Origin of the sequence: Meridianimarinicoccus zhengii (genome assembly GCF_003254465.1) — a bacterium.
GTDB classification, from domain to species: Bacteria; Pseudomonadota; Alphaproteobacteria; order Rhodobacterales; family Rhodobacteraceae; genus Meridianimarinicoccus; species Meridianimarinicoccus zhengii.
Genome location: NZ_QDFI01000022.1, coordinates 1 through 22,533, shown reverse-complemented (window position 1 = coordinate 22,533; position 22,533 = coordinate 1). Strand labels below are relative to the sequence as shown.

Here is a 22,533-nt window from a genome sequence, read left to right as displayed (position 1 = left end):
CGCGAGACCATCTTGGGGCCTTTGCGGTAGATCAAGGCGGGGCGCGGCGGCCAGTCGATAGGCTGGCCGCGATCCGCTATATTGCAGCCGAAGGAGGCATCATGACCCGCACCGCCCTGACCACCGCGATCCTGACCACGCTAATGGCCGGACCGGCGCTTGCACAAGCCGATCTGCGCGAGGACGCGCTGTTCTACTTCAAGCCGCTCCCCTCGACCGTGCCGGCGGTCAGCGACAACCCGATCACGCCGGAAAAGATCGACCTGGGCCGCGCGCTGTTCTTCGATCCGCGTATGTCCGCGTCGGGCGTGTTCTCGTGCAATTCCTGCCACAACCTTGCCACCGGCGGCGACGACAACATGCCGACCTCGGTCGGGCATGGCTGGCAGACCGGCCCGCGCAATTCCCCCACGGTGCTGAATGCCGTGTTCAACAGCGCGCAGTTCTGGGACGGCCGCGCCGAGGATCTTGCCGAACAGGCCAAGGGCCCGGTGCAGGCCGGGGTCGAGATGGCCAACACGCCCGACAACGTGATCGCCACGCTCAATTCCATGCCCCAGTATCAGGAATGGTTCCGGGCGTCCTTTCCGGATGCGGCCGATCCCGTCACATTCGACAACTTCGCCAAGGCGATCGAGGCGTTCGAGGCGACGCTGATCACGCCGGCCCCGTTCGACGCGTGGCTCAACGGAAACGACACCGCGCTCACCGACCTTCAGAAGACGGGGCTGACGGCGTTCATCGACCAAGGCTGCGTGGCCTGTCATGCGGGCGTCAACCTTGGCGGCGAGGGGTATTTCCCCTTCGGCCTCGTGGAACGCCCGGGCGCGGACATCCTGCCGCCCGACGACAAGGGCCGGTTCATGGTCACGGAAACGGCGGACGATTCCTACGTGTTCCGCGCCGCCCCGCTGCGCAACGTGGAAATCACGGCGCCCTATTTCCATTCGGGCGTGGTCTGGTCACTGGAACAGGCGGTGGCGATCATGGGGGTGTCGCAGCTTGGTGCGGATCTGTCCGATGACGACGTGGTGGCCATCGCGGCCTTCCTGCGGTCGCTGACCGGCACAGTGCCCGAAGTCAGCTATCCGATCCTGCCGCCGGAAACCGCCACGACCCCGCGCCCGACCAGCGAGATCATGCGCCGCGACGGCTAATCCGCGCAACAGACCGCCGGGAAAACGGCCACCCGGGCCGCGCCAAGCAACAGGCGCGGCCCTTTTTCATCCCTGCCCTTGGAGATCACGCATTTTTTTGCCGACTTCCGCGAACGGGTGCTACTTTGTCGCGTGCGGTAACAGGAACGGATTTTCATCCATGATGCGTGTCTGGCAGAATTCATGAACGTTTTGCGGCAACTGGTGCTTGGTCTTCTGGCGCTTGGCGGCGCGATCGTGATCTGGGCGATCTACGTGCCATCCGCCGCGCCGCTGCTGGAGCGGGCCGGCGTCTATGCCGTGCTCGGGATCGATCCACCGGCGGAAGACGCGGGCGTATCCACGCGGCGCGGCGGCGGCGGTGCGACCCGTGTCGTCGCGGAAGAGACCGTGACCGGGCGCATCAATTCTCAGGTCGAAGCCATCGGGGATGCCCGCGCGATCCGGTCCGTGACCGTGCGCCCCGAAGAGACGGGGACGATCCGCACGCTCGCGGTGGCATCCGGAAGCTACGTGACCGAGGGCGCGCTGATCGCGCAACTCGATGACGAGGCGGAACGGATCGCGCTGGAGCGTGCGCAACTGATGGTGGACGAAGCCACGTCAGACCTGGCCCGCCTGCGGCAGCTCGAAGCTTCGGGCGCGGTGACGGCGGTGCAGTTGCGCGAGACCGAACTGGAGCGCCGCGCCGCAGCACTCGCGCTGCGGCAGGCGGAACTGGACGTGGAGCGCCGCCGCGTAACCGCCCCCATCGACGGCTGGGTTGGGCTGATCTCGGTGGAACAGGGCGACCGGATCACAGCGCAGGACGCCATCGCGGTCATCACCGACCGCGCCCAGATCCAGATCGAATTCCGGGTGCCCGAACGCCATGTCGCCCAGCTGGAGATCGGCACGCCGATCGACGTGGCGCCGCTGGCCGACCGCGACCGGGTGCTGCGCGGCGAGATCGTGGCGCTGGACAACCAGATCGACCGCGCCAGCCGCACCCTGCGCGTACAGGGCCGGATCGACAATTCCGAAGACCGGCTGCGGGACGGGCAAGCCTTCGCCGTCACGCTGACCTTTGAGGGCGACACGCTGCCGGGCGTGAACCCGCTGTCGGTGCAATGGTCGAGCGAGGGATCCTTCGTCTGGGCTGTGCGCGACGATGCCGCCGTCCGGGTTCCGGTCACAATCCGCCAGCGCAGCCGCGATCTCGTGCTGGTGGAGGGCGATCTGGCTGCGGGCGACCTCGTGGTGACCGAAGGCGTGCAGGCACTGCGCGACGGCGCGACCGTCGACGTGGTCCCCGACGCTGGCGACGAAACAGACACGACCGCCGCCGCCGATCACGGCCGCGCCATCTGACAGCCGCAAGGAGCCGGGCGATGAAACATGCCACCGCGGAACAGGTCGGCCAGAGCGGCGTGGCGCTGTTCGTGCGCCGTCCGATCCTCGCCTTCGTGCTCAGTGCGCTGATCGTGATCGCTGGGCTGGCCAGCCTGTCTGGCGTGGAGATCCGCGAACTGCCGAACGTGGATCGTCCGGTCATCACCGTGAACACGGACTTTCCCGGCGCCTCGCCGGAAACCGTGGACCAGGAAGTGACCGCCCGGATCGAGGGCGCGGTGGGCCGCGTCGCCGGCATCCAGACGATTTCGTCGACATCGCGCTTCGGCCGCAGCCGGGTGACGCTCGGATTTTCCGAGAGCGCGGATATCGACGTGGCCGCCACCGACACGCGCGACGCGGTGGCGCGCATCTCCAACAACCTGCCTGACGACGCGGAACAGCCGCGCATCGTCAAGGCGGATGCCGATGCGCAGGCGATCCTGCGCATCGCCGTGACCTCGCCAAGCCGCAGCCCGCAGGATCTGACGCAACTGGTGGAGGACCGCATATCGGACCGGCTGATTTCCATCGAAGGCGTGGCCGACCTGCAGATCTACGGCGACCGGCTGCCGATCTTCCGCGTCGATATCGACCTGATGGAACTGGCGAGCCGCGGGCTGACGCTCGCCGACCTGCGCACCGCCCTGCGCGACGTGGCGTTCGACGCGCCCGCAGGCGATCTCGAAGGCCAGCAATCCGCGATCAACGTCCGGACCACCGCCGCCGTCCGGACCCCCGCCGCGATCGAGGACCTGGTGGTGCGCGACAACGTGCGGCTGGGCGATGTGGCATCCGTCACGCTGGGGCCCGCGCCGAACGAAACGCTGTTGCGCGCCGACGGGGATACCGGTCTCGGGCTCGGGATCATCCGGCAAGCCACCAGCAACACGCTGGCGATCTCCACCGGTGTACGCGCCGCGGTGGAGGAACTGCGCGAAACCCTGCCCGCAGACGTGAACATCTTCGTCACGTCCGACGACGCGGTGTTCATCCGCGGCTCCATCGCCGAGGTGCTCAAGACACTCGGGCTGGCGGTCGCGATCGTGGTCGCGGTGATCTACGTCTTCCTGCGCGACGTGCGCGCCACGCTGATCCCCGCGCTGACCATGCCCGTGGCGCTGATCGGGACGCTGGCGGCGATCTACCTTGTCGGGTTCTCGGTCAACATCCTGACCCTGCTGGCGCTGGTGCTTGCCACAGGCATGGTCGTGGACGACGCAATCGTCGTACTGGAAAACATCGTGCGCCGCCGTTCGGAGGGCATGGGACCGCGCGCCGCCGCCGTGTTGGGCGCGCAGCAGGTGTTCTTCGCAGTCGTCACCACCACGGCGACCCTCGCCGCGGTCTTCGTGCCGCTGTCCTTCCTGCCCGGACAGGCGGGCGGGCTGTTCCGGGAATTCGGGTTCACGTTGGCGATGGCCGTCGCGCTGTCTTCGGTCGTCGCACTCACGCTCTGCCCGGTGCTGGCCGCAAAGATGCTGACCGCCGAAGGCACGGCGGACAAGGGCGGGCTGCTGGGCTGGATCGGTGCGCGGCTTGCGGCGCTCTACGCCGCCACCCTGCGCGTCGCCCTGAACAATGCCGCCGTGGTCGTGCTGGTCGCGGTGCTGTTCGCGGCCACGGCGGTCTTCATGGCCGGTGGGCTGCGCCAGGAACTGACCCCGCCTGAAGACCGCGCCATCGCGCTCATGCGCATCTCGGCCCCGGCGGGGGTCACGCTGGACCACACCGCCGCGAAGATGCGCGAGATCGAAACCGGCCTTCAGCCCCTGCGCGACAGCGGCGAGATCACGAGCCTGTTTTCCATCGCGGGCACCGGCGGATCGAATTCCAGCGGCTTCATGGTGATGCGGCTCGCCGACTGGGAAGACCGCGACCGCAGCCAGCAGGAGATCGTGGCCGATATCAACGCCGTCGCGCGCAGCACGGTCGGCGTGCGGGCCTTTGCCATCCAGCCCAATTCGCTGGGTATCCGCGGCGCGGGCCGCGGTCTGAGCTTCGCGATCACCGGCAACGACTACGGACAGCTTGCCGAGGTCGCCGAACAGATGGTCGCGCGGATGGAGGACAATCCCGGCTTCGGGCAGGTCCGGCTGGACTATGAAACCACCCAGCCGCAATTGTTCATCGAGATCGACCGCACCCGCGCGTCGGATCTCGGGATCGACATCACCGGCCTGTCCGACGCCCTGCGCGCGGTGCTGGACGGGCGGTCGGTGGGCACGCTGTTCATCGACGACACGAGCTATGACATCCAGATGCTGTCGACCACGAACCCGGTCAACGATCCCGGCGACCTCGAAAGCGTGTTCGTGCAGGCCAGCGACGGGCAGATGGTGCCGCTGTCCAGCTTCGTGCGGCTGGAGGAACGCGCCGTCGCCGCCGAACTGTCCCGCGAGGGGCAGAACCGCGCGGTAGAGATCACCGCCGGGCTGACGCCCGAGATGTCGCTGGGCGCTGCCCTGTCCGAGGCACGCGCGCTGGCCGATGACGTTCTGGCGCCCGAGAACCGCATCGTCCCGCTGGCCGAGGCCGCGACGCTGGACGAAACGGCATCGGGGCTGCTCCTGACCTTCGGTTTCGCCCTTCTGGTCGTGTTCCTCGTGCTGTCGGCGCAGTTCGAAAGCTTCATCTCGGCCATCGTGGTGATGGCGACCGTGCCGCTCGGGGTGGCCTGCGCGATCTTCGCGCTGGTGCTGACGGGGCTCAGCCTCAACATCTACAGCCAGATCGGGCTGGTGATGCTGATCGGGATCATGGCCAAGAACGGCATCCTGATCGTTGAATTCGCCAACCAGTTGCGCGACCGCGGCGCACCTGTCCGCGAGGCGATCGAGACTGCCAGCACCGTGCGCCTGCGCCCGGTGATGATGACCATGGTGTCCACCGTGCTGGGGGGCGTGCCGCTGATCCTGTCCTCGGGCGCGGGGGCCGAGGCGCGGGAGGCGCTGGGATGGGTCGTTGTGGGCGGCCTTGGCCTTGCGACGCTTTCCACGCTCTACCTGACGCCCGTGGCCTATCTTGCGCTCGCCGGCCTGTCCGCGCCCCGCGCCGCCGAGGAGGAGCGGCTTCGCCACGAACTGGACGCCGCCATCGGTGCAGGCAATGCGTGACGGTACGCGACCCGGTACGGCCGGGGCGCGCAGCGCTTGACCGGCGCACGCCCTTGGGGAACGCTGGTCGGCATGCGCGTCCTGCTTCCCCCCCTTCTTGCGCTCGTCACGGGTGCCGCGCTGCCCGCGCAGGCCAGTTGCCGGCTCGCGCTGGTTCTGGCGCTCGACGTATCGTCCTCGGTCGATCCCTACGAGGACCGGCTGCAACGCCGCGGTCTGGCCGCCGCCCTGATGGCAGAAGACGTGCAGGCTGCAATCCTCGCCGATCCGGATTTTCACGTGGCTTTGCATGTGTTCGAATGGTCGGGGCGCTACCAGCAGACCACGCTGCTCGAGTGGCGGCTTCTGCGCGGGCCTGCGGATATCGCCGACGCGGCGGCGGCGCTGGCCGAAAGCAACCGCGGCTACGCGAATTTTCCCACGGCACTGGGCTACGCGCTGGGGCATGCCGCGACCCAGCTTGACCGCGCACCCGCCTGCGAACGCCAGACCGTGGACGTGTCGGGCGATGGACGCAACAACGCGGGCTTCGGGCCGCAGACCGCCTATCGCCATTTCGATTTCGCCGATGTCACCGTGAACGGACTTGCCATCGGCGGGTCCGAGGATCACCTGCCCCATTACTACCAGACCGAGGTGATCCGGGGCCCCGGCGCCTTCGTCGAGATCGCTGCCGATTTCTTGGGGTTCCAGCGCGCGATGGAACGCAAGCTGATCCGCGAAACCTCCAGCCCACAGATCGGCGCACGCGACATCGCACCGACCCGGCGGGGCGGCTGATCCGGTCAGACCTGCAGCGGCTCGGCGCCGTAATCGTCCAGCCGGTCACGCAGGAAGGAATAGGTCTTCCGCGCCTCGACCAGTGTCGCGTGGTCGAGCGTCAGCAGCCGAAATTCCTCGGCGTGGGCGTCGAACACCGTGGGGTGCGTGTCGGCATCCACCCAAGGCGGGCAGAAGATGGAGTTGCCGTATTCCGCGCCCGCCCGGTTGAGCGAGACGACGAAGCACTGGTTTTCCAGCGCGCGGGTGAGGACGAACGGATGCCATGTGTGAAAGCTCGGGTCGCGGAAATAGGCCCCGCAATGGAGGATCACGTCAGCCCCGCGACCCAGCACCAGCCTGCGCGCCAGTTCCGGGATCCGGATATCGTAGCAGATGATCGGGGCCAGCCGGAATCCTGCCACGTCGAAGGTCAGCAGGTGATCGCCCCGGTGGAAATATTCCTTTTCCATCGACGCGCCATATTGCGCTAGATGCACCTTGTCATAGTGGCCCAGCAGCCCGCCATCGGGGCCGATCACCGCTTGGCAGATGCGCGGGCCGTCCGGCGCGGCGCGCGGAAAGCCGTGCACCACGTGGACCCCGTGCGTGCGGGCCAGCGCCGACCATGTGGCATGGGACGGGCCGTCCAGCGGTTCGGCCAGCGCGCCAAGCCGGTCGAAACTGGCGCGGCTGTAATCGATGCTCGACAGTTCGGGCAGCACGACGATATCCGCCCCGCCCGCGGCGCGCAGCGCGCGGTCCACCCGTGCCGCAGCGTCCGCCAGATGGGCGTCCCGTTCGACCACGGTCGTCATGGGCGGCACGGCGATCTGGCAGGCCAGCAGCCGCAACGCGGCGGTCATGTGTCCGTGCCCACCGGGATCGCCGCGGCCAGCACATCGGCCCCGAAGCGCACCGGGTCGGTGACCGGCAGGCCCGTCTCCACCGCCGCCACGTCGATGGCCGCGCGCGCGTCGGCATCGGACAGCCGCGCGGTGTTGAGCGCAATGCCCACCACGCGCGCCGGCGTCAGCGCGCCTGCGGCCACCGCCACGGCCTCGTTCAGCGCGATCACGTCGCGCAGGGGCGGCACGCGCACATGGTCGAGCGTGTCGAGCGTTCCCATCCCCGCGCGGTGGCACAGCACCATCGCATTGCAGCAGCTGCCGCGCATCAGCGGCAGGGTCGCCGTGCTGCCCGGATGCAGGAGCGACCCCTGCCCTTCGATCACCGCGACCGGGTGCGCCGCGGCCTCCAGCACCATGCGTTCGACGTAGCCCGCCGCGTGGTCCACCCGTATAGCATCCAGCGGGATACCGTCCCCGGTGATGGCGATGCCGGTCTGCCCGGTGGCGAGGAACGCGGCATCCACGCCACGCGCGCGGAGGCTGCGGTGCAGTTCCAGTCCCGCGGTCATCTTGCCCACCGCCATGTCCGTGCCGACCATCAGCACGCGCGTGTTGGGCAGCGCAGCGGCGCGGGCCATGGCGATGGGCGGGGCATCGGCCTGGGGCACGCGGATGTCCCAGACAAACTGCCCCGGCGCCAGAGCACCGCCAAGGACCGGTTCCAGCCGATCATGCATCCCGTTCACGACGCTCAGCCCCGCCGCGATGGCCGCGCGCAGCATGTCCATCCATTCGGGCGGCACACGCCCGCCCGATGGCGCGGTGCCCAGCACCAAGACCTGCGCCCCGCGCGCGATGGCATCGTCGAGACCGCCAAGGATCGGCACGTCGCTGTCAAGCGGGCAAAGATCGCGCACCGTCTTCCCGGATTGCGTGCTGTCGATGACGCCCACAACGGGGTTGCGCCCGTACCGCAGGATACCCTCGGCCATCTTGGCGTTGATCAGGCCCATGGTCGCTTCGGCATAAAGGGCGATGGGCAGGGTTGGGTCAAGCATCGTTGAGCACGCCTCCGTGGCCGGGCAGGTCGGCGGGCAGGGTCACGCCATCCGCGAAGGGGGCGCCCGTCGCGGGGTCCGGGTCGAGATTGAGATGGCTGTCAAGGTCGATGTAATCGAAGAGCGCGCCCAGCGACGCGCCAGCCGCGATGGACACCGAACTTTCGCCCATGCAGCCGATCATGGTCTTCAGCCCGTGGGCGCGGGCGGTGGCCACGATCCGCAGCGCCTCGGTCACGCCGCCGCATTTCATCAGCTTCAGGTTCACGCCATCGACGCAAGTTGCAAGTCGCGGCACATCCGCCGCCATCCGGCAGCTTTCATCGGCGAAGATCGGCAGGGCCCGGTCGCGGAACAGCCCGGGCAGCTGGTCCTCGGCCCCCATCACCAGCGGCTGTTCGATGTATTCGACACTGCGCGCGGCGAGCCAGCCCATCATGTGGCGCGCGTCCGCAAGCGACCAGCCGCCATTGGCATCGACCCGCAGGACCGCGCCGGATCCTGTCGCCGCCTCCAGCACCGCGGCGAACATCGCCTTGTCGGCCTCGATGCCGTCCGTGCTGCCCAGCTTGATCTTGAGCGCCCGCGCGCCGCGCGCCAGAAGCAACAGCACCCGGTCGCGCACCACGTCCGGCGGGTTGATCCCCACGGTCACCGAACTGACCACCCCGCGCCGGGCAAGGCCCAGGAGCCGGTAGAGCGGCATGCCCGCCTTCTTCGCCGTCAGGTCCCACAGCGCCATGTCGAGCGCCGCCAGCGCGCAAGGCGCCACGTCTGCCGCGCGCGCCCGCGCCCAGATGTCGTGGATAGACCCGGTCAGGGCGTCGCCACAGAAACCCGCCAGCATCGCCTGCCCTTCGGCCACCGTGGCAGCCCCTTCGGTGGCACCCGGTGCCATCTCGCCCCAGCCGGTCGTGCCGTCCTCGGTCACCGACACGAACAGGTTGTCGCCGCCCGCGATCTCACCGCGCGAGATGCGCAGGGGGAAGCGTTTCTTCAGATAGATCGTGCGAAAATCGACCTTCATGCCGCGCCCTCCTCCACACCCGACAGGAACGCGGTCAGGTTGTCCCCCAGCGCGTCGGAGACATACCCGCCCTCCTGCACCATCAGAAGCGGGCGGCCCAGCCCCGCGATGGCGGCGGCCATGGAGCGAAAGCCGTCGGTGGTGACCGCCAGCCCCTGGAACGGGTCGTCCACATGGGCGTCGAGCCCGAGCGCTACTACGACCACATCCGCCCCGAAGGCGTCGATCCGGTCGAGCGCCACCGAAAGCGCCGCCATGAACCTCGCGTCGTCCGTGCCGCGCGCCAGCGGCAGGTTCAGGTTCGCCCCCAGCCCCGGGCCTTCGCCCCGTTCCTGCGCGTGCCCCCAGAAAAACGGGTAGAAGCGCGCGGGATCGGCATGGATCGACACGGTGAGCACGTCGGCGCGGGCGTAGAATATCCCCTGCGTGCCGTTGCCGTGGTGCACGTCGACGTCGAGGATCGCGGGGCGCAGACCGCGGGCGCGCAGCGCCTCCGCCGCGATGGCGGAATTGTTCAGAAAACAGAACCCCCCCGCCAGATCGGCGAAGGCATGGTGCCCCGGCGGGCGGCACAGCGCATAGACCGCGCGCGCCCCATCCGCCACATCCGCCGCGCCCGACAGCGCCGTCTGCGCGGACCAGTAGGCCGACCCCCACGTTTGCGCACCGATGGGGCACGCCGTGTCCGCCTGGTGCCAGCCCGCCTGCCCCACCGCGGATTTCGGGTAGCCGTCGGTGCGGCGCGCGGGGTGCACGTTCGGGATCACCTCTTCCCCCGCGCCGTCCATCCGCTGCCAGCGGGCGTGGATACTGCGCAGGAAGGCGATGTATTCCGCCGTGTGGATCGCCGCGACGGGGCCGAGCCCATGGTCGCGCGGGTCGGCGAAGGTTACCCCCGCGGCCTTTGCCCCCGCGCGCAGGATACCGATGCGGGCGGGCACCTCCCGGTTGGGGATCTGCGCGCCGTTGGCCATGGCGTAGTGCGGGTCGTGCGCGCCCTGCCGGGCGTCGAGATAGGCTTTCATCATGTCTCCGTCATCAGCGCCATGAAGGACGCGGCATCGAGTGTGGCGGCGGGTTCGCCCGGATGCAGGTCGAACCCCAGCGCGCGATAGAATTCCTGCGCGGCGGCATTGTCGGCATAGACCGTCAGCCGCAGCATCCGTGCGCCCCAGGCCTCCATCCCGTCGCGGGCGGCGCGTTCCAGCAAACTCCGGCCCAGCCCCTGCCCGCGCGCGCCGCGCGACACCCACAGGTCGGACACATGGGTGACGGCCCCGCCCATCACCGTGCTGAATTGCGGGTTGGCCATCACGATGCCCAGCGGCGCGCCATCGGCGGCGCTGGCCAGATGCGCCCGCGCAAACCGGGCCGGGCCGAACAGCGCCGCCGCCAGCGTGCCCGGCGTGGCGCGGAACGGATCGCCCAGATCCGCCGCCAGTGCCCGCAGCGCGGCCAGCACCGCAGCACCATCGGTCGCCTGCGCGCGGCGGATCGTGACGTCAGAACCCGACATGCGCCGCCCCCTTCAGGCCGAGCATGCGCCGCACCTCTGCGGGCGTGGCGATGGGACGCCCCAGCCCTTCGACGATCTCGCGGATGCGGGCGACCTGTTCAGCGTTGGACCGCGACAGCACTCCGCGCGCGGCGTACAGGTTGTCCTCCAGCCCCACGCGGACATGGCCGCCCATCGCCGCCGCCATCGTCGCCATGGGGATCTGGTGCCGCCCCGCCGCCAGGACCGAAAACCTGTAGTCATCGCCGAAATAGCGATCCGCCAGCCGCACCATGTGCGTGAGGTTCTCGGGCAGCGCGGCCATCCCGCCCAGCACACCGAACACGAACTGGATGAAGAGCGGCGCCGCCACCAGCCCACGGTCCATGAGATGCCGCAGCATGGTCAGATGCCCCGAGTCGTAACATTCGAACTCGAAGCGCGCGCCGCGTTGTGACCCCATCCGGTCCAGCACGGCGGCGATATCTCGGGGGGTATTCTTGAACACCAGATCGTCGGAGTTTTCGAGAAACGGCTTTTCCCAGTCGAACCGCCATGGCCCGTCGCGCGCAGCCATGGGATAGAGCGCGAAATTCATCGTGCCGAGGTTCAGGGAACACATTTCCGGCGATGCGGCCTCCGGCCCCTCCAGCCGCTGGTCGAGGGTCATGACCGCACTGCCCCCGGTGGACAGGTTCACCACCGCGTCGCAGCCCGCCCGGATCTGCGGCAGGAAGCCCATGAAATCCGCCGCGCGCGCCGATGGCCGCCCGTCATCGGGATTTCGCGCGTGCAGGTGCAGGATCGCCGCCCCGGCCTGCGCCGCATCGATCGCCTGTGCCGCGATGTCGGCGGGCCGCCACGGCAGCGCGTCGGACATGGACGGCGTGTGGATCGACCCGGTGATCGCGCAGGTGATGATGACCGGGTCGCTCATAACCCGGCCTCGGCAACGAAAGCGTCGAGCGCGCCGGTCAGCTTCTCCATGATCTCGTCGATCTGCGCTTCGGTCACGATCATCGGTGGCGCGACGAGGAAATGATCCCCCGCATGCCCGCCCCGCGACCGGCGTGCATAGATGATCAGCCCCGCGTCATAGGCGATCTCCACCAGCCGGTCGTAGGCATTGAGACCCGGGGGCAGCGGCGCGCGGGTGGCGCGGTCCGACACCAGCTCGAACGCCTGCAACAGCCCCATGCCGCGCACGTCGCCGATGATGGGGTGGCGCTGCATCAGCCCGCGCAGGCCTGCGGCCAGCCGGTCGCCCATGGCCACGGCATTTTCCATCATCCCCTGCCGCTCGATCTCGTCCAGCACGGCCAGCCCCGCGGCGCAGGCCAGCGGGTTGCCGGCATAGGTGAAACCGTGCAGGTAGCTGCCGTGGTCCAGCACCGTGTCCACGATGGCGTCAGAGGCGATCAGCGCGCCGAGCGGCATGTAGCCCGACCCGAACCCCTTGGAGATCGTGACCATGTCAGGCACCACGCCCCAGTGATCGGCGGCGAGGAACCGCCCCGTGCGCCCGCCGCCGGAGATAACCTCATCATGGATCAGCAGAACCCCGTAGCGGTCGCAGATCTCGCGGATGCGCGGCATGTAGCCCGCGGGCGGCACCAGCGCGCCGGTGGACGCCCCGCCGACGGGTTCGACGATGAAGGCGAGCACCGTTTCCGGCCCTTCCTCGAGGATCTTCGCCTCCAGCCTGTCGGCATAGTGGTGGCCCGTGGCGGGATCGTCCGGGTCCAGCCCGTCGAGCCACGCGCGCGGCGCGGGCACCTTCGGCATCTGCGCCATCATCGGCGCGTAGGGCGCGGTCATGGTTGCATAGCCCGTCACCGACAGCGCGCCCAGCGTGCAGCCGTGATAGGCCGGGAAGCGGGAAATCACCTTCCACCGCTGCGCCTGCCCGATGGCAAGCGTATGGCTGCGCGCCAGCTTCATGGCGCTTTCCACCGCCTCGGACCCGCCCGACACGAAGAACACCCGGTTGAGGTCTCCCGGCGCGATCACGGCCAACCGGGCGGCCAGCCGTTCCGAGGGTTCGGTTTCAAAATGCAGCCGGTAGCCGAAGGTCGCCACGTCCATCTGCGCGCGCATCGCGGCGAGCACGGCGGGGTTGGAATGGCCGATATTGCACACCATCGCCCCGGAGGACCCGTCGAGATAGCGCTTGCCCGACACGTCCCAGATATACACGCCCTCGGCGCGCGCGAGTTGCGGGCGGCGCCGCCGCGTGCCGGTGAACAGATGCGTCGGTTCCTGTTCTTCCGGCATCACGCCACCCAGAACGCCTTTTCCAGATCGGTGAAGTCGCGCGCCGGGCCTTCGAACTTGTTGCGGCCCAGCTCGAGCACATAGACATGGTCGGCGATCTTCAGCGCCTGCCGGATTTCCTGGTCCACCAGAAGGATCGTCAGCCCGTCGTCGCGCAGGTCGGTGAGCATCTCGTAGACTTCTTCGGCCAGCATCTTGGACAATCCGGCCGTCGGTTCGTCTACCAGCAGCATTTTTGGGTCGGACATCAGCGTGCGGCCGATTTCCACCATGCGCTGCTGGCCGCCCGAAAGCTCACCCGTGGCCTGGCGGCGCTTGTCACGCAGCGCGGGGAAACGGGCGTAATTCGCCTCGATCTTGCGGCGGATCTGGGCGCGGTCGCGGCGGAAGGTCCATGCGCCAAGCTCGAGGTTCTCCTCCACCGTCATGTCCTTGAAAACGCCCGGCTGCTGCGGGATATAGGCCAGCCCGACGTCGATCTTGCGGTGCGGCGGCAGGTCGATGATGCTACGCCCGTTCAGCACCACGTCGCCCTTGTTGGGGGCGAGGAAACCGAACGCGGCCTTGAGGGCAGTGGACTTGCCCACCCCGTTCGCACCAAGGATCGTGGTGATCTGTCCCCGCCGCGCGGTGATGTGCAGGTCCGACAGGATGTTGAGATCGCGGTAATAGCCCACGGACAGGTCGCGCAGTTCCAGAACGGGTTCGCTCATGCCTCCACCCCTTCTTCGCGGCCCAGATAAGCCTCGATCACCGCGGGGTCGTTCTTTACGTCCTCGGGCCGTCCGTCCGCGATGAGGTCGCCGAAATTCAGCACCAGAAGCCGCTCCGACAGCGCGAATATCGCATCCATCTGGTGGGAGATCAGGATGATCGCCTTCCCTTCGGCCTTCATGCGGCGGATCGTGGCGTAGATCACCTCCATCAACTTGGGATGCACGCCCGCGAAGGGCTCGTCGAGGATGATGACATCCGGGTCCAGCATCAGGAGCCGCCCCAGTTCCAGCAGTTTCTGCTGCCCGCCCGACAGCGCCTGCGCGTATTCGTTGCGCAGATGGTCGATGGTGAGGAATTCGAGCACCTCGGTCGCGCGACGGGTCAGCGCCTTTCCCTGCCCCATGTGCCCCAGCGCCAGCGCGGGCACGTAAAGGTTTTCCAGCACGGTCATGCGCCGGAACGACCGCGTGACCTGGAAGGTGCGGCCAAGCCCCGCGCGCGCCACCATGTAGGGGTCCAACTGGTCGATGCGTTTGCCGTTCAGGTAAACCGTGCCGCTGGATGGCTTGATCGCGCCGTCGAGAATGTTGGTCATCGTGGTCTTGCCCGCGCCGTTCGGCCCCAGCACGCCGATCAGTTCCGGCCCGTCGATGGCGAAGTTGACGCCTTTCAGCACGTGATGCCCGCCGAAGAACTTGTGCAGGTTCGTGACTTTCAACTGGATCATGCCGTGCCCCCCGCCTTGCGCTTGGCCACGGTTTCCTCGGCCACGCCGATGCGGCCGAACCACACGATGACGGGTGCGATCAGCCCGTTGCGGAAGAACCGCAGGGTGACCATCAGAAGCACCCCGAAGAACACGAGCCGCCAGACGGTCATATCCACCTCGATCCCGCCGATGGTGAAGGACGTGCGCAGGGTTTCCAGCAGCACCTGCAGGAAGATCGCACCGATGGCGGCGGCCACGAAGTTTTCCACCCCGCCGATCACGGCCATGGCGACCACGAGCGACATCTGCAACAGGAACAGCAGGTTCGGCGTGACGATCTGGACGTAATGGGCCTGCACCGCACCCGCCGCCGCCGCCATCGCCGTGGTGATCGTGAAGACGAATACCTTGTAGCGGGTCGTGTTGACGCCAAGCGCGGCCGCGGCCTCCTGATCCTCGCGCAGCGCCCGCACGAACAGGCCGAAGCGCGAGCGCGCAAGCCATGTCAGGATGCCAAGGCACAGCAAGAGCAGCCCGAACATGACGTAATAGGGCGGGATCTTGTCGGTGCGCGAGAAATCCGTGCCGAGGATCGTCACGCCGCTGTCGAAGAGCGCGGGCAGTTCCAACCCCGCCTGTCCGCGCGTGATGTCGATCTCGGCCGAGATCACCGCCTTGACGATTTCCGAGAACCCCAGCGTGAAGAGCGCAAGATACGCCGCCCGCAGCCGCAGCACCAGCAGCCCCACCAGCAGCCCGGCGACCCCGCCCGCGATCGTGCCCAGCACGATCCCGAGCCAGACCGGCATCGGGGTCACGCGCACGCTGCCCTCCCACGCGTCCATCGCCTGTTGCAAACAGTCCTGTTCCAGCGTGGAGGACGTGACGCCGATGGCGTTCTTGATCACGAGCCAGTTGTCGAAGAACGGGAATTCGGTGCAGATCCCCGTGGGCTCAGTGGCGATCACGAAGTAATGGCAGAAGAGCGCCGTGCCATAGGCGCCGATCCCCATGAAGGCCATGTGCCCGAAGCTGAACTGCCCCGCATAGCCCGCCAGCATCGACCAGCTCGACGCGAGGATCGCGTAGAAGAAGCCGGTGATGAGCACATGCATGACATAGTCGTAATTGGCCCCCGTGTAGACCAGCGGGAAGGCCGCGAAGAACGCCACGAGCATCAGGCCAAGAAGGGCGGGAACCTGTTTCATGTCAGCCCCCCTGCCCGTGCGCGCCGGATGCGAAGCGCCGCCCGCACAGCCCCGAGGGCCGCAGCAGCAACGTCAGCGTCAGCACGATCATGCCATAGGCCGGGATGTAGGAAGCCGCCTTTTGCGCATCGGGCAAGCAGCCGGTGCCAGCGGCCTCCACCAGCCCCACGAGGATACCGCCCACGAAGGCGCCGGGCAGCGAGCCGAGCCCGCCCAGCACCACGATCACGAAGGACCGCATCGCCGGTATCGCGCCCACCTGCGGCAGCCACGAGAACGCCTGCACCAGCAGCGCGCCGGCCAGCGCCGCGATCATGCCCCCCAGCGCGAAGGCCAGCATGTTCATGCGGTTCGGGTCGATCCCCGCGATGGCTGCCGCGTCCCGGTCCTGGCTGACCGCGCGCAGCGCCTTGCCGGTCCATGTCCGGTGCAGCAGGTACAGAAGCGCCAGCAGCACCACGATGCAGGTGATCGCGGCGGTGAAGCGGGGGTTGGAGATGGAGATCGTGTCGAACAGCGTCAGGTTCCCGCGGCTGGCGGATATCCAGTGCGGATCCGCGTTCTCGGGCCAGCGGATGCGCGGGAAATCGACATAGCGCTGCACCTTGACCGGCGACGCGCCATGCATCGCCTGCACGAAATACTGCAGCGTGAACGCCAGCCCGAAGGTCGCGAGGATGCCGTATTCAACGGGCCGGTCCACCTTGCCGCGATACATCGGTGTCAACATCAGCCGTTCGAACACAGCACCCACGACAAAGGCGATGGCGCAGGCGCCGAGCACGCCGAGCATGGGGTTAAGCCCCGGCACCCAGATGACGGTAATGTAATAGACCAGCATCCCGCCGATCATGTAGAATTCGCCATGCGCGAAGCTGACCACGCCGAGGATGGAAAAGATCAGCGTCAGCCCCAGCGCCATGAAGCCGTAGATGATCCCGATGATGAGCCCGTTGCTGATCTGGCTGGCGACGAAACGGCCATTGGCGACGCAGTTGTTCTGCGGGTCGGCAAAGGCGAAGGCGGCGGCGATCAGCACCACGGCGAGAATGCCCAGAACGGTCGTCAGCCGCGGTGTCAGCGCGGGCGTGCGCAGCCACAGGTAGCCGACGCCGACGGGCCCCAGCGCCGCGCCGGACATGGCCCCCGCGAAACTGACATTCGAGGTGTCGAGATCGCGGGCCATGTAGCGGCGGTTCAGCGCCACGCTGCCAAGCACGCCCCAGGCGATCATCCATAGAATGACGCCCCAGAAATAGATCGGTGTTTCCAATGGTCGGCTTCCCTGCGGCGGCGTGCGTGGTGGCGCGGCGTGCGGCGGGCCGGGGCGCGGACGGCCCCGGCCTTGCCGTTCATTCGTTCACGAGGACCGGTTCGGCCGTCTTGTAGGCGTCGGGAAACACGATCGCCGCGTCGGTCGAGGATTGCCCCTCTTCCTGGTACTGGATCATCGTCAGCGCCGGGTCGGGCCACTGGTGCCACCATTCGTCGCCGCGCCCGTCCTCGGACGGGTCCTTCGCGCTGCCATAGGGGAAGTAGATCGTGCCCAGCGTGCCCTCGTGCTCGATGTTCTCGAGTGCTGCCACGATGGCGTCGCCATCGGTGGACCCGGCTTCGGCGATGGCCTGCACGAGAATGGCAATGGAATCATACGCCTCCATCGCGTAGCTTTCCACGTCGGACTTGCCGGTCATTTCCTTGTATGCGGCGGCGAAGGCCCGGCCCTTGTCGGTGAACTCGCTCTCCGGCACGCCGATGCGCTGCACGAAGGCGTATTGCCCGTCCGGCACGTTGGTCCAGTAAGCGCCGGATTCCAGCGCGTCCTGACCGGTCACGAAGGGGATGTCGAGCGGCCCGATGCCGGCATCCGCCGCCTGCTGGGTAAAGTTGTAGGCCGCTTCCCCGGTCACCAGCGTGATGATCATGTCGGGGTCTTCCGCGATGATCCTCTGCACGATGCCCGCATAATCCTGCGTGCCGATATCGACGGAAAAGATCACGCTTTCGACGTCGCCGGTGGCCAGCCCGCGCGCCGTTTCCTCGGATGCGGGGATGCCGTAATCGGTGTTCTCGGTCAGGATCGCGACCTTCTCGATCCCCGGCAGGGTCAGCGCGAACTGCCAGATCGTGGCCGACGCCCAGGACGACAGGGGCGCGATGCGGAAGATGTATTTCTGCTTGTCGCCGGTGATCGTGTCGTTCCACGTCTCGGCGAAGACGACCGGAATGCCCCGCGCATCGGCCACGTCCTTGGACGCCACGCCGACCGAGCTGTGATAACCGCCGCCGACCGCGACAACACCGTCCTGCGTGATGAGCCGTTCCATGACGGCCACGGCGCGTTCCGGCAGCCCTTCGCTGTCACCGATCACCACCTCGATGTCGCAGCCCAGCACGCCGCCGGCAGCGTTGATGTCGGCCTCGGCGATCATCATGGCGTCGCGCATCGCCTCGCCGCCAACGACCGTGCCCGGCGCCGACAGGGGCGCCAGCGCGCCGATCTTGATGGGGCAGTCCTGCGCCAGTGCCGCGCCTGCCATCAGCCCGAGCGCACCTGCCGATCCCAGCAGCACGCGCCATGCATGTCCTTGCGTCATTCCCGTGTCTCTCCTTGTTGGTGTTCCGGCCGGTGCCGGGGGGTTCCGCCGGGGCGTGCGGGACCGGTGCAACCGGTGGGGCCGGGCGGCCACGCACCTGCTTGCCAAACCTCGACATGTCCCTGTGCCCCCTTGCGGCCTGTTTTCCTTGTCGCCTCTTGCCGGGTCAGCCTGCGGTGCGACGCGAAACCTGTCTTTCGCCCATCGGCCATAATCGTCATAAATCGGACATAACCGCCGCCCGAATTGGAGTATCCCATGCCGCTGCCGTCCGATGCGTCCGGTCCCGGTTCCGAAGTCGCACAGGATTTCGCCAAAGCGCCGCTTGCAGTGGCGATCCTGCTCTGGCCGTCCTTTCCGCTGATGTCGCTGGCGGGGCTGGTGGAAAGCCTGCGCCACGCGGCGGATCACGGCGACGCGTCGCAGCCGCGCTATGCCCGCTGGGACATCCTCGGGGCGCATCCGGCGCGCATCGTGTCAAGCTGCGGGATCGCCGTGGACACGACCGCGCCCTATGGCCATCCGCGCGGTTATGACCATCTCTTCGTGATCGGCGGGCTTCTGCGCGACATGGACCGCGCGCCGCGCGCCCATCGCGACTGGTTGCGCGCCGCGGATCGGGCGGGGCTTCCCGTCACGGGCGTCTGCACGGGCAGCTTCGTGCTGGCCGCCGAAGGGCTGCTCGACGGGCGTGCCGCCTGCGTGCATCCCTATCACGAGAAGGATTTCGCCACAGCCTTTCCCCGGCACCGCATGGTGTTGAACCGCGATTTCGACAGCGACGGGCGGATCACCACGGTGATCGGTGGCGTGTCGATCCTGCCGCTCATGACCCGGATCATCAGCGCGCATCTGGGGCCTGACCGGGCGGCGAAGACGGTTCACCAGATGACCCATCCCGGTGCCGACCCGTCGGGCCCGCCGCAGCCCGTGCCGCTGTCGCGGGAGGTCGAGATCACGGACGCCCGCATCCAGAAGGCGCTCGTGATGCTGGAGGCGGAGGCGACGCGCAATCCCGGCATCGCGGACCTCGCCCGGTCGCTGGGGCTGAGCGAGCGGCATTTCCTGCGGCTTTTCAAGGCACAGGTCGGACGCGCGCCCAAGGATTACCTGATCGACATGAAGCTGCGCGCGGCGGTCTGGATGCTGCGCAACACCACGCGGTCGGTGACCGCCGTCGCCTATGCGGCGGGGTTTTCCAGCGGCGCGAATCTTGCCGATCATTGCCGGAAACGGCTGCACGCGGCACCGTCGCAGATCCGCCGGGCACGGGCGATGCAGGGCGCGTGATCCGCTGCAGGGCGCGACGCGCGTGCTCCGGCATGCCCCGATCCGAATACAAGGGCTTCCTGCCGCTGGCCTGTCAGGTCTTCATGCGGGAAAGCGGTCCCGCGTGCGGTTGGCGAACCAGACCAGCGACAGCATGACCGGTACTTCCACCAGCACCCCCACGACCGTGACCAGTGCCGCACCCGAATTCAGGCCGAACAGGCCGATCGCGACCGCCACCGCCAGTTCGAAGAAGTTCGACGTGCCGATCAGCGCGCAGGGGGCGGCCACGTTGTGGGGCACGCCCCATTTCCACGCCGCGCCATAGGCGAGCGCGAAGATCCCGTAGGACTGGATCAGGATCGGCGTCGCCAGCAGCAGGATCAGCACGGGGTTGGCGAGGATCACGCCGCCCTGGAACCCGAACAGCAGCACCACCGTCAGCAGCAGCCCCAGCACCGACGCGGGCTTGATCCGCGCGGTGAAGGCGTCGACCGCTGCGGCGCCGCCCCGTGACATCAGGCGCGCACGGGTGGCGACCCCTGCGGCCAGCGGCAGCACGACGTAAAGCACGACCGACAGCACCAGCGTTTCCCACGGCACCGCGAGGTCGGTGACACCCAGCAAAAGCGCAACGATGGGCGCGAAAGCGAAGACCATGATGATATCGTTCAGGGAAACCTGCACCAACGTGTAGTTCGGATCGCCCTTGGTCAGTTGCGACCAGACGAACACCATCGCCGTGCAGGGCGCGGCCCCCAGCAGTATCAGCCCCGCGATGTATTGCCCGGCATCGGCGGGGTCGATCAGCCCGGCGAACACATGCTCGAAGAACAGAACGCCAAGGGCGGCCATGGTGAAGGGCTTGATCAGCCAGTTCACGACCACGGTGATGACCAATCCCTTGGGCCGCGCGCCTACGCCTTTCAGCGCACCCAGATCCACGGCCACCATCATCGGATAGACCATGGCCCAGATCAGCACCGCGACGACGAGGTTGACGGACGCGTATTCGAGGTCCGCCAGCACTCCGAACAGCCCCGGCAGAAGCGCCGCCAGCACGATGCCGGTGATGATGCACAGAAGAACCCAGAGCGAAAGATAACGTTCGAAAAGCGACATGGGCGATCCCGTATCCGCGGTGGTTGGCACGACCCCGGTTTCGGCCGGTCGCACGGTGGCTGTCCTCGGTCCCGCTACAGGCATCACGCGCCGGTCGCAACATGGGCGCGACCACCTGCGGTCGCGCGGTATCGTTCCGAGTTGCCAACGAGCGCCATGGCCCGGACACAGCCATTGCCAAAAATGTCCGAACGGACCTGTCCGATCTTCAAGGCTTTTCGAAAGACCGCATGCGCGCAATGCTGGGGCGACATACCTCTTGCAGGAGCCCACATGCCCGCTTCGTATTACGCCCCCCGTGGCGGCCATCCCGGCCAGGACCAGTTGCTGACCGACCGCGCGGTCTTCACGGATGCCTATGCCGTCATCCCCCGCGGCACGATGCGCGACATCGTCACCAGTTTCCTGCCCGGCTGGACCGACACGCGGCTCTGGGTGCTGGCGCGCCCCCTGTCGGGTTTCGCCGAGACGTTCTCGCAATACATCATGGAGGTCGCGCCCGGCGGCGGGTCGGACCATCCGGAGACCGATCCGGGGGCACAGGGCGTGCTCTTCGTGGTCGAAGGGTCGGCGGACCTGACCGTCGCGGGCACGGACCACCGGCTGACACCCGGCGGCTATGCCTACCTGCCGCCCGGCTGCGACTGGCGGCTGCGCAACCCCGGCCCGGACACGCTGCGCTTCCACTGGATCCGCAAGGCGTACCAGCCCGCACCGGGGCTGGACGCGCCGGAACCGCTGGTGCTCAACGAACAGGACATCGCACCCACGCCGATGCCGGGCACCGACGGCAAATGGGCCACGACACGTTTCATCGATCCGGCGGACATGCGCCACGACATGCATGTGACCGTCGTCACGTTTGAACCGGGTGCGGTGATCCCGTTCCTTGAAACCCATGTCATGGAACACGGGCTCTACGTGCTCGAAGGCAAGGCCGTCTACCGGCTGAATGCCGACTGGGTGGAGGTCGAGGCGGGCGATTTCATGTGGCTGCGCGCCTTTTGCCCCCAGGCCTGTTACGCTGGCGGGCCGGGACGGTTCCGCTACCTTCTCTACAAGGATGTGAACCGCCACATGCCCTTGCCGCGCGGCTTCGGGCAGGTCTGACACGGCGCGCCGCCGCGGCAATCCGGCGGGGCGCAGGGCGTGGCCGAAGCGGGCGCCGCCGGCATGAAGCTGTGAGGTCCGGGCGACACATCGCACCCCGTCTGCGCAGGCCGGGCTGACACCGCCGCGTAACGTGATAGAGCGTCCGGGCAGCTTCACGGGACACCGACATGACAGACACCACCGGCATCGCCCCCGCCCGCGCGGGAGCGGCGACCGCCACGCGGCTTTCCTTCTTCGCCGCGGGCTTCGTGATGGCGGCCTGGGCGCCGCTGATTCCCTTCGCCAAGCAGCGCGTCGGCGCGGATGCGGCGGACCTGGGGCTCGTGCTGCTGTGCCTCGGGCTGGGGTCGATCATCGCCATGCCGGTCACCGGCTTTGTCAGCGCGGCGCGCGGCGCGCGCGGGATGGTCCTGCTGGGCGGCGTCGGGATGCTGGTGCTGCTGCCGGTCCTGATCGCATCGGGCACGCTCGTCGCGCTGGGTGCGGCGCTGTTCGTCTTCGGCGCGGCCATGGGCACCATCGATGTCGCCATGAATGTCCACGCCGCCGAGGTGGAGCGCCGCGCCGCGCGCCCGATGATGTCGGGCTTCCACGCGATGTGGAGCGTGGGCGGCATCGCCGGGGCGGGCGGGGCCACGGCGCTCCTGGCCGCGGGAGCCGCACCCTTGCAGGCCGCGCTGGCGGCGGCCG

The 22,533-nt window shown here is 68.0% G+C and carries 20 protein-coding genes; 7 read left to right on the top strand and 13 right to left on the bottom strand.

Annotated elements, in window-relative coordinates:
• The first annotated feature begins 101 nt into the window (after positions 1-101).
• From DDE13_RS09235 to DDE13_RS09220, 4 genes are all read left to right on the top strand, one after another.
• Complete coding sequence (locus tag DDE13_RS09235) at positions 102-1,157, top strand: cytochrome-c peroxidase (protein ID WP_111403695.1); 1,056 nt, start codon at positions 102-104, stop codon at positions 1,155-1,157.
• A gap of 183 nt (positions 1,158-1,340) precedes the next feature.
• Complete coding sequence (locus tag DDE13_RS09230; protein WP_111403693.1) at positions 1,341-2,507, top strand: efflux RND transporter periplasmic adaptor subunit; 1,167 nt, start codon at positions 1,341-1,343, stop codon at positions 2,505-2,507.
• Between the two features lie 20 nt (positions 2,508-2,527).
• Positions 2,528-5,644, top strand: a complete 3,117-nt coding sequence (locus DDE13_RS09225; protein WP_111403691.1) for an efflux RND transporter permease subunit — start codon at positions 2,528-2,530, stop codon at positions 5,642-5,644.
• Between the two features lie 72 nt (positions 5,645-5,716).
• Entirely contained in the window at positions 5,717-6,424 is a 708-nt protein-coding gene (locus DDE13_RS09220; RefSeq protein WP_111403689.1) for a DUF1194 domain-containing protein, read from the top strand.
• Between the two features lie 5 nt (positions 6,425-6,429).
• Here the strand turns inward: DDE13_RS09220 and DDE13_RS09215 are convergent, their stop codons facing one another.
• From DDE13_RS09215 to DDE13_RS09160, 12 genes are all read right to left on the bottom strand, one after another.
• Positions 6,430-7,269 (bottom strand): carbon-nitrogen hydrolase family protein, encoded by an 840-nt coding sequence (locus DDE13_RS09215; RefSeq protein WP_111403687.1) that lies wholly within the window; start codon positions 7,267-7,269, stop codon positions 6,430-6,432.
• Complete coding sequence (locus DDE13_RS09210; protein ID WP_111403685.1) at positions 7,266-8,312, bottom strand: DUF1611 domain-containing protein; 1,047 nt, start codon at positions 8,310-8,312, stop codon at positions 7,266-7,268. The genes DDE13_RS09215 and DDE13_RS09210 overlap by 4 nt, the downstream gene beginning before the upstream one ends.
• On the bottom strand, positions 8,305-9,339 hold the full coding sequence (locus DDE13_RS09205; RefSeq protein ID WP_111403683.1) for a mandelate racemase/muconate lactonizing enzyme family protein: 1,035 nt from the start codon (positions 9,337-9,339) through the stop codon (positions 8,305-8,307). Before DDE13_RS09205 ends, DDE13_RS09210 begins: the two co-directional genes overlap by 8 nt.
• The gene (locus tag DDE13_RS09200) at positions 9,336-10,364 is read right to left on the bottom strand and encodes a histone deacetylase family protein (RefSeq protein WP_111403681.1); all 1,029 of its coding nucleotides are present in this window, start codon (positions 10,362-10,364) and stop codon (positions 9,336-9,338) included. Before DDE13_RS09200 ends, DDE13_RS09205 begins: the two co-directional genes overlap by 4 nt.
• A complete protein-coding gene (locus DDE13_RS09195; protein ID WP_111403679.1) occupies positions 10,364-10,855 on the bottom strand; it encodes a GNAT family N-acetyltransferase in 492 nt (163 codons plus the stop codon). The genes DDE13_RS09200 and DDE13_RS09195 overlap by 1 nt, the downstream gene beginning before the upstream one ends.
• Positions 10,842-11,771, bottom strand: coding sequence for a BKACE family enzyme (locus DDE13_RS09190; RefSeq protein WP_111403677.1), 930 nt, complete (start codon positions 11,769-11,771; stop codon positions 10,842-10,844). Before DDE13_RS09190 ends, DDE13_RS09195 begins: the two co-directional genes overlap by 14 nt.
• Positions 11,768-13,108: an aminotransferase family protein gene (locus DDE13_RS09185; protein WP_111403675.1), complete on the bottom strand. Its 1,341-nt coding sequence runs from the start codon at positions 13,106-13,108 to the stop codon at positions 11,768-11,770. Before DDE13_RS09185 ends, DDE13_RS09190 begins: the two co-directional genes overlap by 4 nt.
• Positions 13,108-13,821: an ABC transporter ATP-binding protein gene (locus tag DDE13_RS09180; protein ID WP_111403673.1), complete on the bottom strand. Its 714-nt coding sequence runs from the start codon at positions 13,819-13,821 to the stop codon at positions 13,108-13,110. Before DDE13_RS09180 ends, DDE13_RS09185 begins: the two co-directional genes overlap by 1 nt.
• Positions 13,818-14,552 carry an ABC transporter ATP-binding protein gene (locus tag DDE13_RS09175; protein ID WP_111403671.1) on the bottom strand — a complete coding sequence of 245 codons (735 nt, stop codon included), beginning with the start codon at positions 14,550-14,552 and terminating at the stop codon, positions 13,818-13,820. The genes DDE13_RS09180 and DDE13_RS09175 overlap by 4 nt, the downstream gene beginning before the upstream one ends.
• Positions 14,549-15,742, bottom strand: a complete 1,194-nt coding sequence (locus tag DDE13_RS09170) for a branched-chain amino acid ABC transporter permease (protein ID WP_111403669.1) — start codon at positions 15,740-15,742, stop codon at positions 14,549-14,551. The genes DDE13_RS09175 and DDE13_RS09170 overlap by 4 nt, the downstream gene beginning before the upstream one ends.
• A 1-nt stretch (position 15,743) precedes the next feature.
• A complete protein-coding gene (locus tag DDE13_RS09165) occupies positions 15,744-17,015 on the bottom strand; it encodes a branched-chain amino acid ABC transporter permease (protein ID WP_111403667.1) in 1,272 nt (423 codons plus the stop codon).
• 79 nt (positions 17,016-17,094) lie between these two features.
• Entirely contained in the window at positions 17,095-18,339 is a 1,245-nt protein-coding gene (locus tag DDE13_RS09160; protein ID WP_111403665.1) for an ABC transporter substrate-binding protein, read from the bottom strand.
• Between the two features lie 258 nt (positions 18,340-18,597).
• On the opposite strand from DDE13_RS09160, the gene DDE13_RS09155 reads away from it, so the two are divergent.
• Positions 18,598-19,629, top strand: coding sequence for a GlxA family transcriptional regulator (locus DDE13_RS09155; RefSeq protein ID WP_111403663.1), 1,032 nt, complete (start codon positions 18,598-18,600; stop codon positions 19,627-19,629).
• 81 nt (positions 19,630-19,710) lie between these two features.
• On the opposite strand, the gene arsB is transcribed toward DDE13_RS09155, so the two are convergent.
• Positions 19,711-20,730 (bottom strand): ACR3 family arsenite efflux transporter, encoded by a 1,020-nt coding sequence (arsB, locus tag DDE13_RS09150; protein ID WP_111403740.1) that lies wholly within the window; start codon positions 20,728-20,730, stop codon positions 19,711-19,713.
• Between the two features lie 273 nt (positions 20,731-21,003).
• Here arsB and DDE13_RS09145 point away from each other — a divergent pair, with 273 nt between their 5' ends.
• Together DDE13_RS09145 and DDE13_RS09140 are read left to right on the top strand one after the other, a co-directional pair.
• Entirely contained in the window at positions 21,004-21,840 is an 837-nt protein-coding gene (locus tag DDE13_RS09145) for a bifunctional allantoicase/(S)-ureidoglycine aminohydrolase (RefSeq protein WP_111403661.1), read from the top strand.
• Between the two features lie 170 nt (positions 21,841-22,010).
• A partial coding sequence (locus DDE13_RS09140) for an MFS transporter (protein ID WP_162630924.1) occupies positions 22,011-22,533 on the top strand: 523 nt, incomplete at its 3' end.

Excerpts from the sequence above, each read along its gene's own strand:
- DDE13_RS09145 (WP_111403661.1), top strand. The coding sequence starts at position 21,004 with ATGCCCGCTTCGTATTACGCCCCCCGTGGCGGCCATCCCGGCCAGGAC.
- DDE13_RS09210 (WP_111403685.1), bottom strand. The coding sequence starts at position 8,312 with ATGCTTGACCCAACCCTGCCCATCGCCCTTTATGCCGAAGCGACCATG.
- DDE13_RS09230 (WP_111403693.1), top strand. The coding sequence starts at position 1,341 with ATGAACGTTTTGCGGCAACTGGTGCTTGGTCTTCTGGCGCTTGGCGGC.
- arsB (WP_111403740.1), bottom strand. The coding sequence starts at position 20,730 with ATGTCGCTTTTCGAACGTTATCTTTCGCTCTGGGTTCTTCTGTGCATC.
- DDE13_RS09175 (WP_111403671.1), bottom strand. The coding sequence starts at position 14,552 with ATGATCCAGTTGAAAGTCACGAACCTGCACAAGTTCTTCGGCGGGCAT.
- DDE13_RS09215 (WP_111403687.1), bottom strand. The coding sequence starts at position 7,269 with ATGACCGCCGCGTTGCGGCTGCTGGCCTGCCAGATCGCCGTGCCGCCC.
- DDE13_RS09235 (WP_111403695.1), top strand. The coding sequence starts at position 102 with ATGACCCGCACCGCCCTGACCACCGCGATCCTGACCACGCTAATGGCC.
- DDE13_RS09200 (WP_111403681.1), bottom strand. The coding sequence starts at position 10,364 with ATGAAAGCCTATCTCGACGCCCGGCAGGGCGCGCACGACCCGCACTAC.
- DDE13_RS09160 (WP_111403665.1), bottom strand. The coding sequence starts at position 18,339 with ATGACGCAAGGACATGCATGGCGCGTGCTGCTGGGATCGGCAGGTGCG.
- DDE13_RS09170 (WP_111403669.1), bottom strand. The coding sequence starts at position 15,742 with ATGAAACAGGTTCCCGCCCTTCTTGGCCTGATGCTCGTGGCGTTCTTC.
- DDE13_RS09220 (WP_111403689.1), top strand. The coding sequence starts at position 5,717 with ATGCGCGTCCTGCTTCCCCCCCTTCTTGCGCTCGTCACGGGTGCCGCG.
- DDE13_RS09185 (WP_111403675.1), bottom strand. The coding sequence starts at position 13,108 with ATGCCGGAAGAACAGGAACCGACGCATCTGTTCACCGGCACGCGGCGG.
- DDE13_RS09155 (WP_111403663.1), top strand. The coding sequence starts at position 18,598 with ATGCCGCTGCCGTCCGATGCGTCCGGTCCCGGTTCCGAAGTCGCACAG.
- DDE13_RS09190 (WP_111403677.1), bottom strand. The coding sequence starts at position 11,771 with ATGAGCGACCCGGTCATCATCACCTGCGCGATCACCGGGTCGATCCAC.
- DDE13_RS09180 (WP_111403673.1), bottom strand. The coding sequence starts at position 13,821 with ATGAGCGAACCCGTTCTGGAACTGCGCGACCTGTCCGTGGGCTATTAC.
- DDE13_RS09205 (WP_111403683.1), bottom strand. The coding sequence starts at position 9,339 with ATGAAGGTCGATTTTCGCACGATCTATCTGAAGAAACGCTTCCCCCTG.
- DDE13_RS09225 (WP_111403691.1), top strand. The coding sequence starts at position 2,528 with ATGAAACATGCCACCGCGGAACAGGTCGGCCAGAGCGGCGTGGCGCTG.
- DDE13_RS09195 (WP_111403679.1), bottom strand. The coding sequence starts at position 10,855 with ATGTCGGGTTCTGACGTCACGATCCGCCGCGCGCAGGCGACCGATGGT.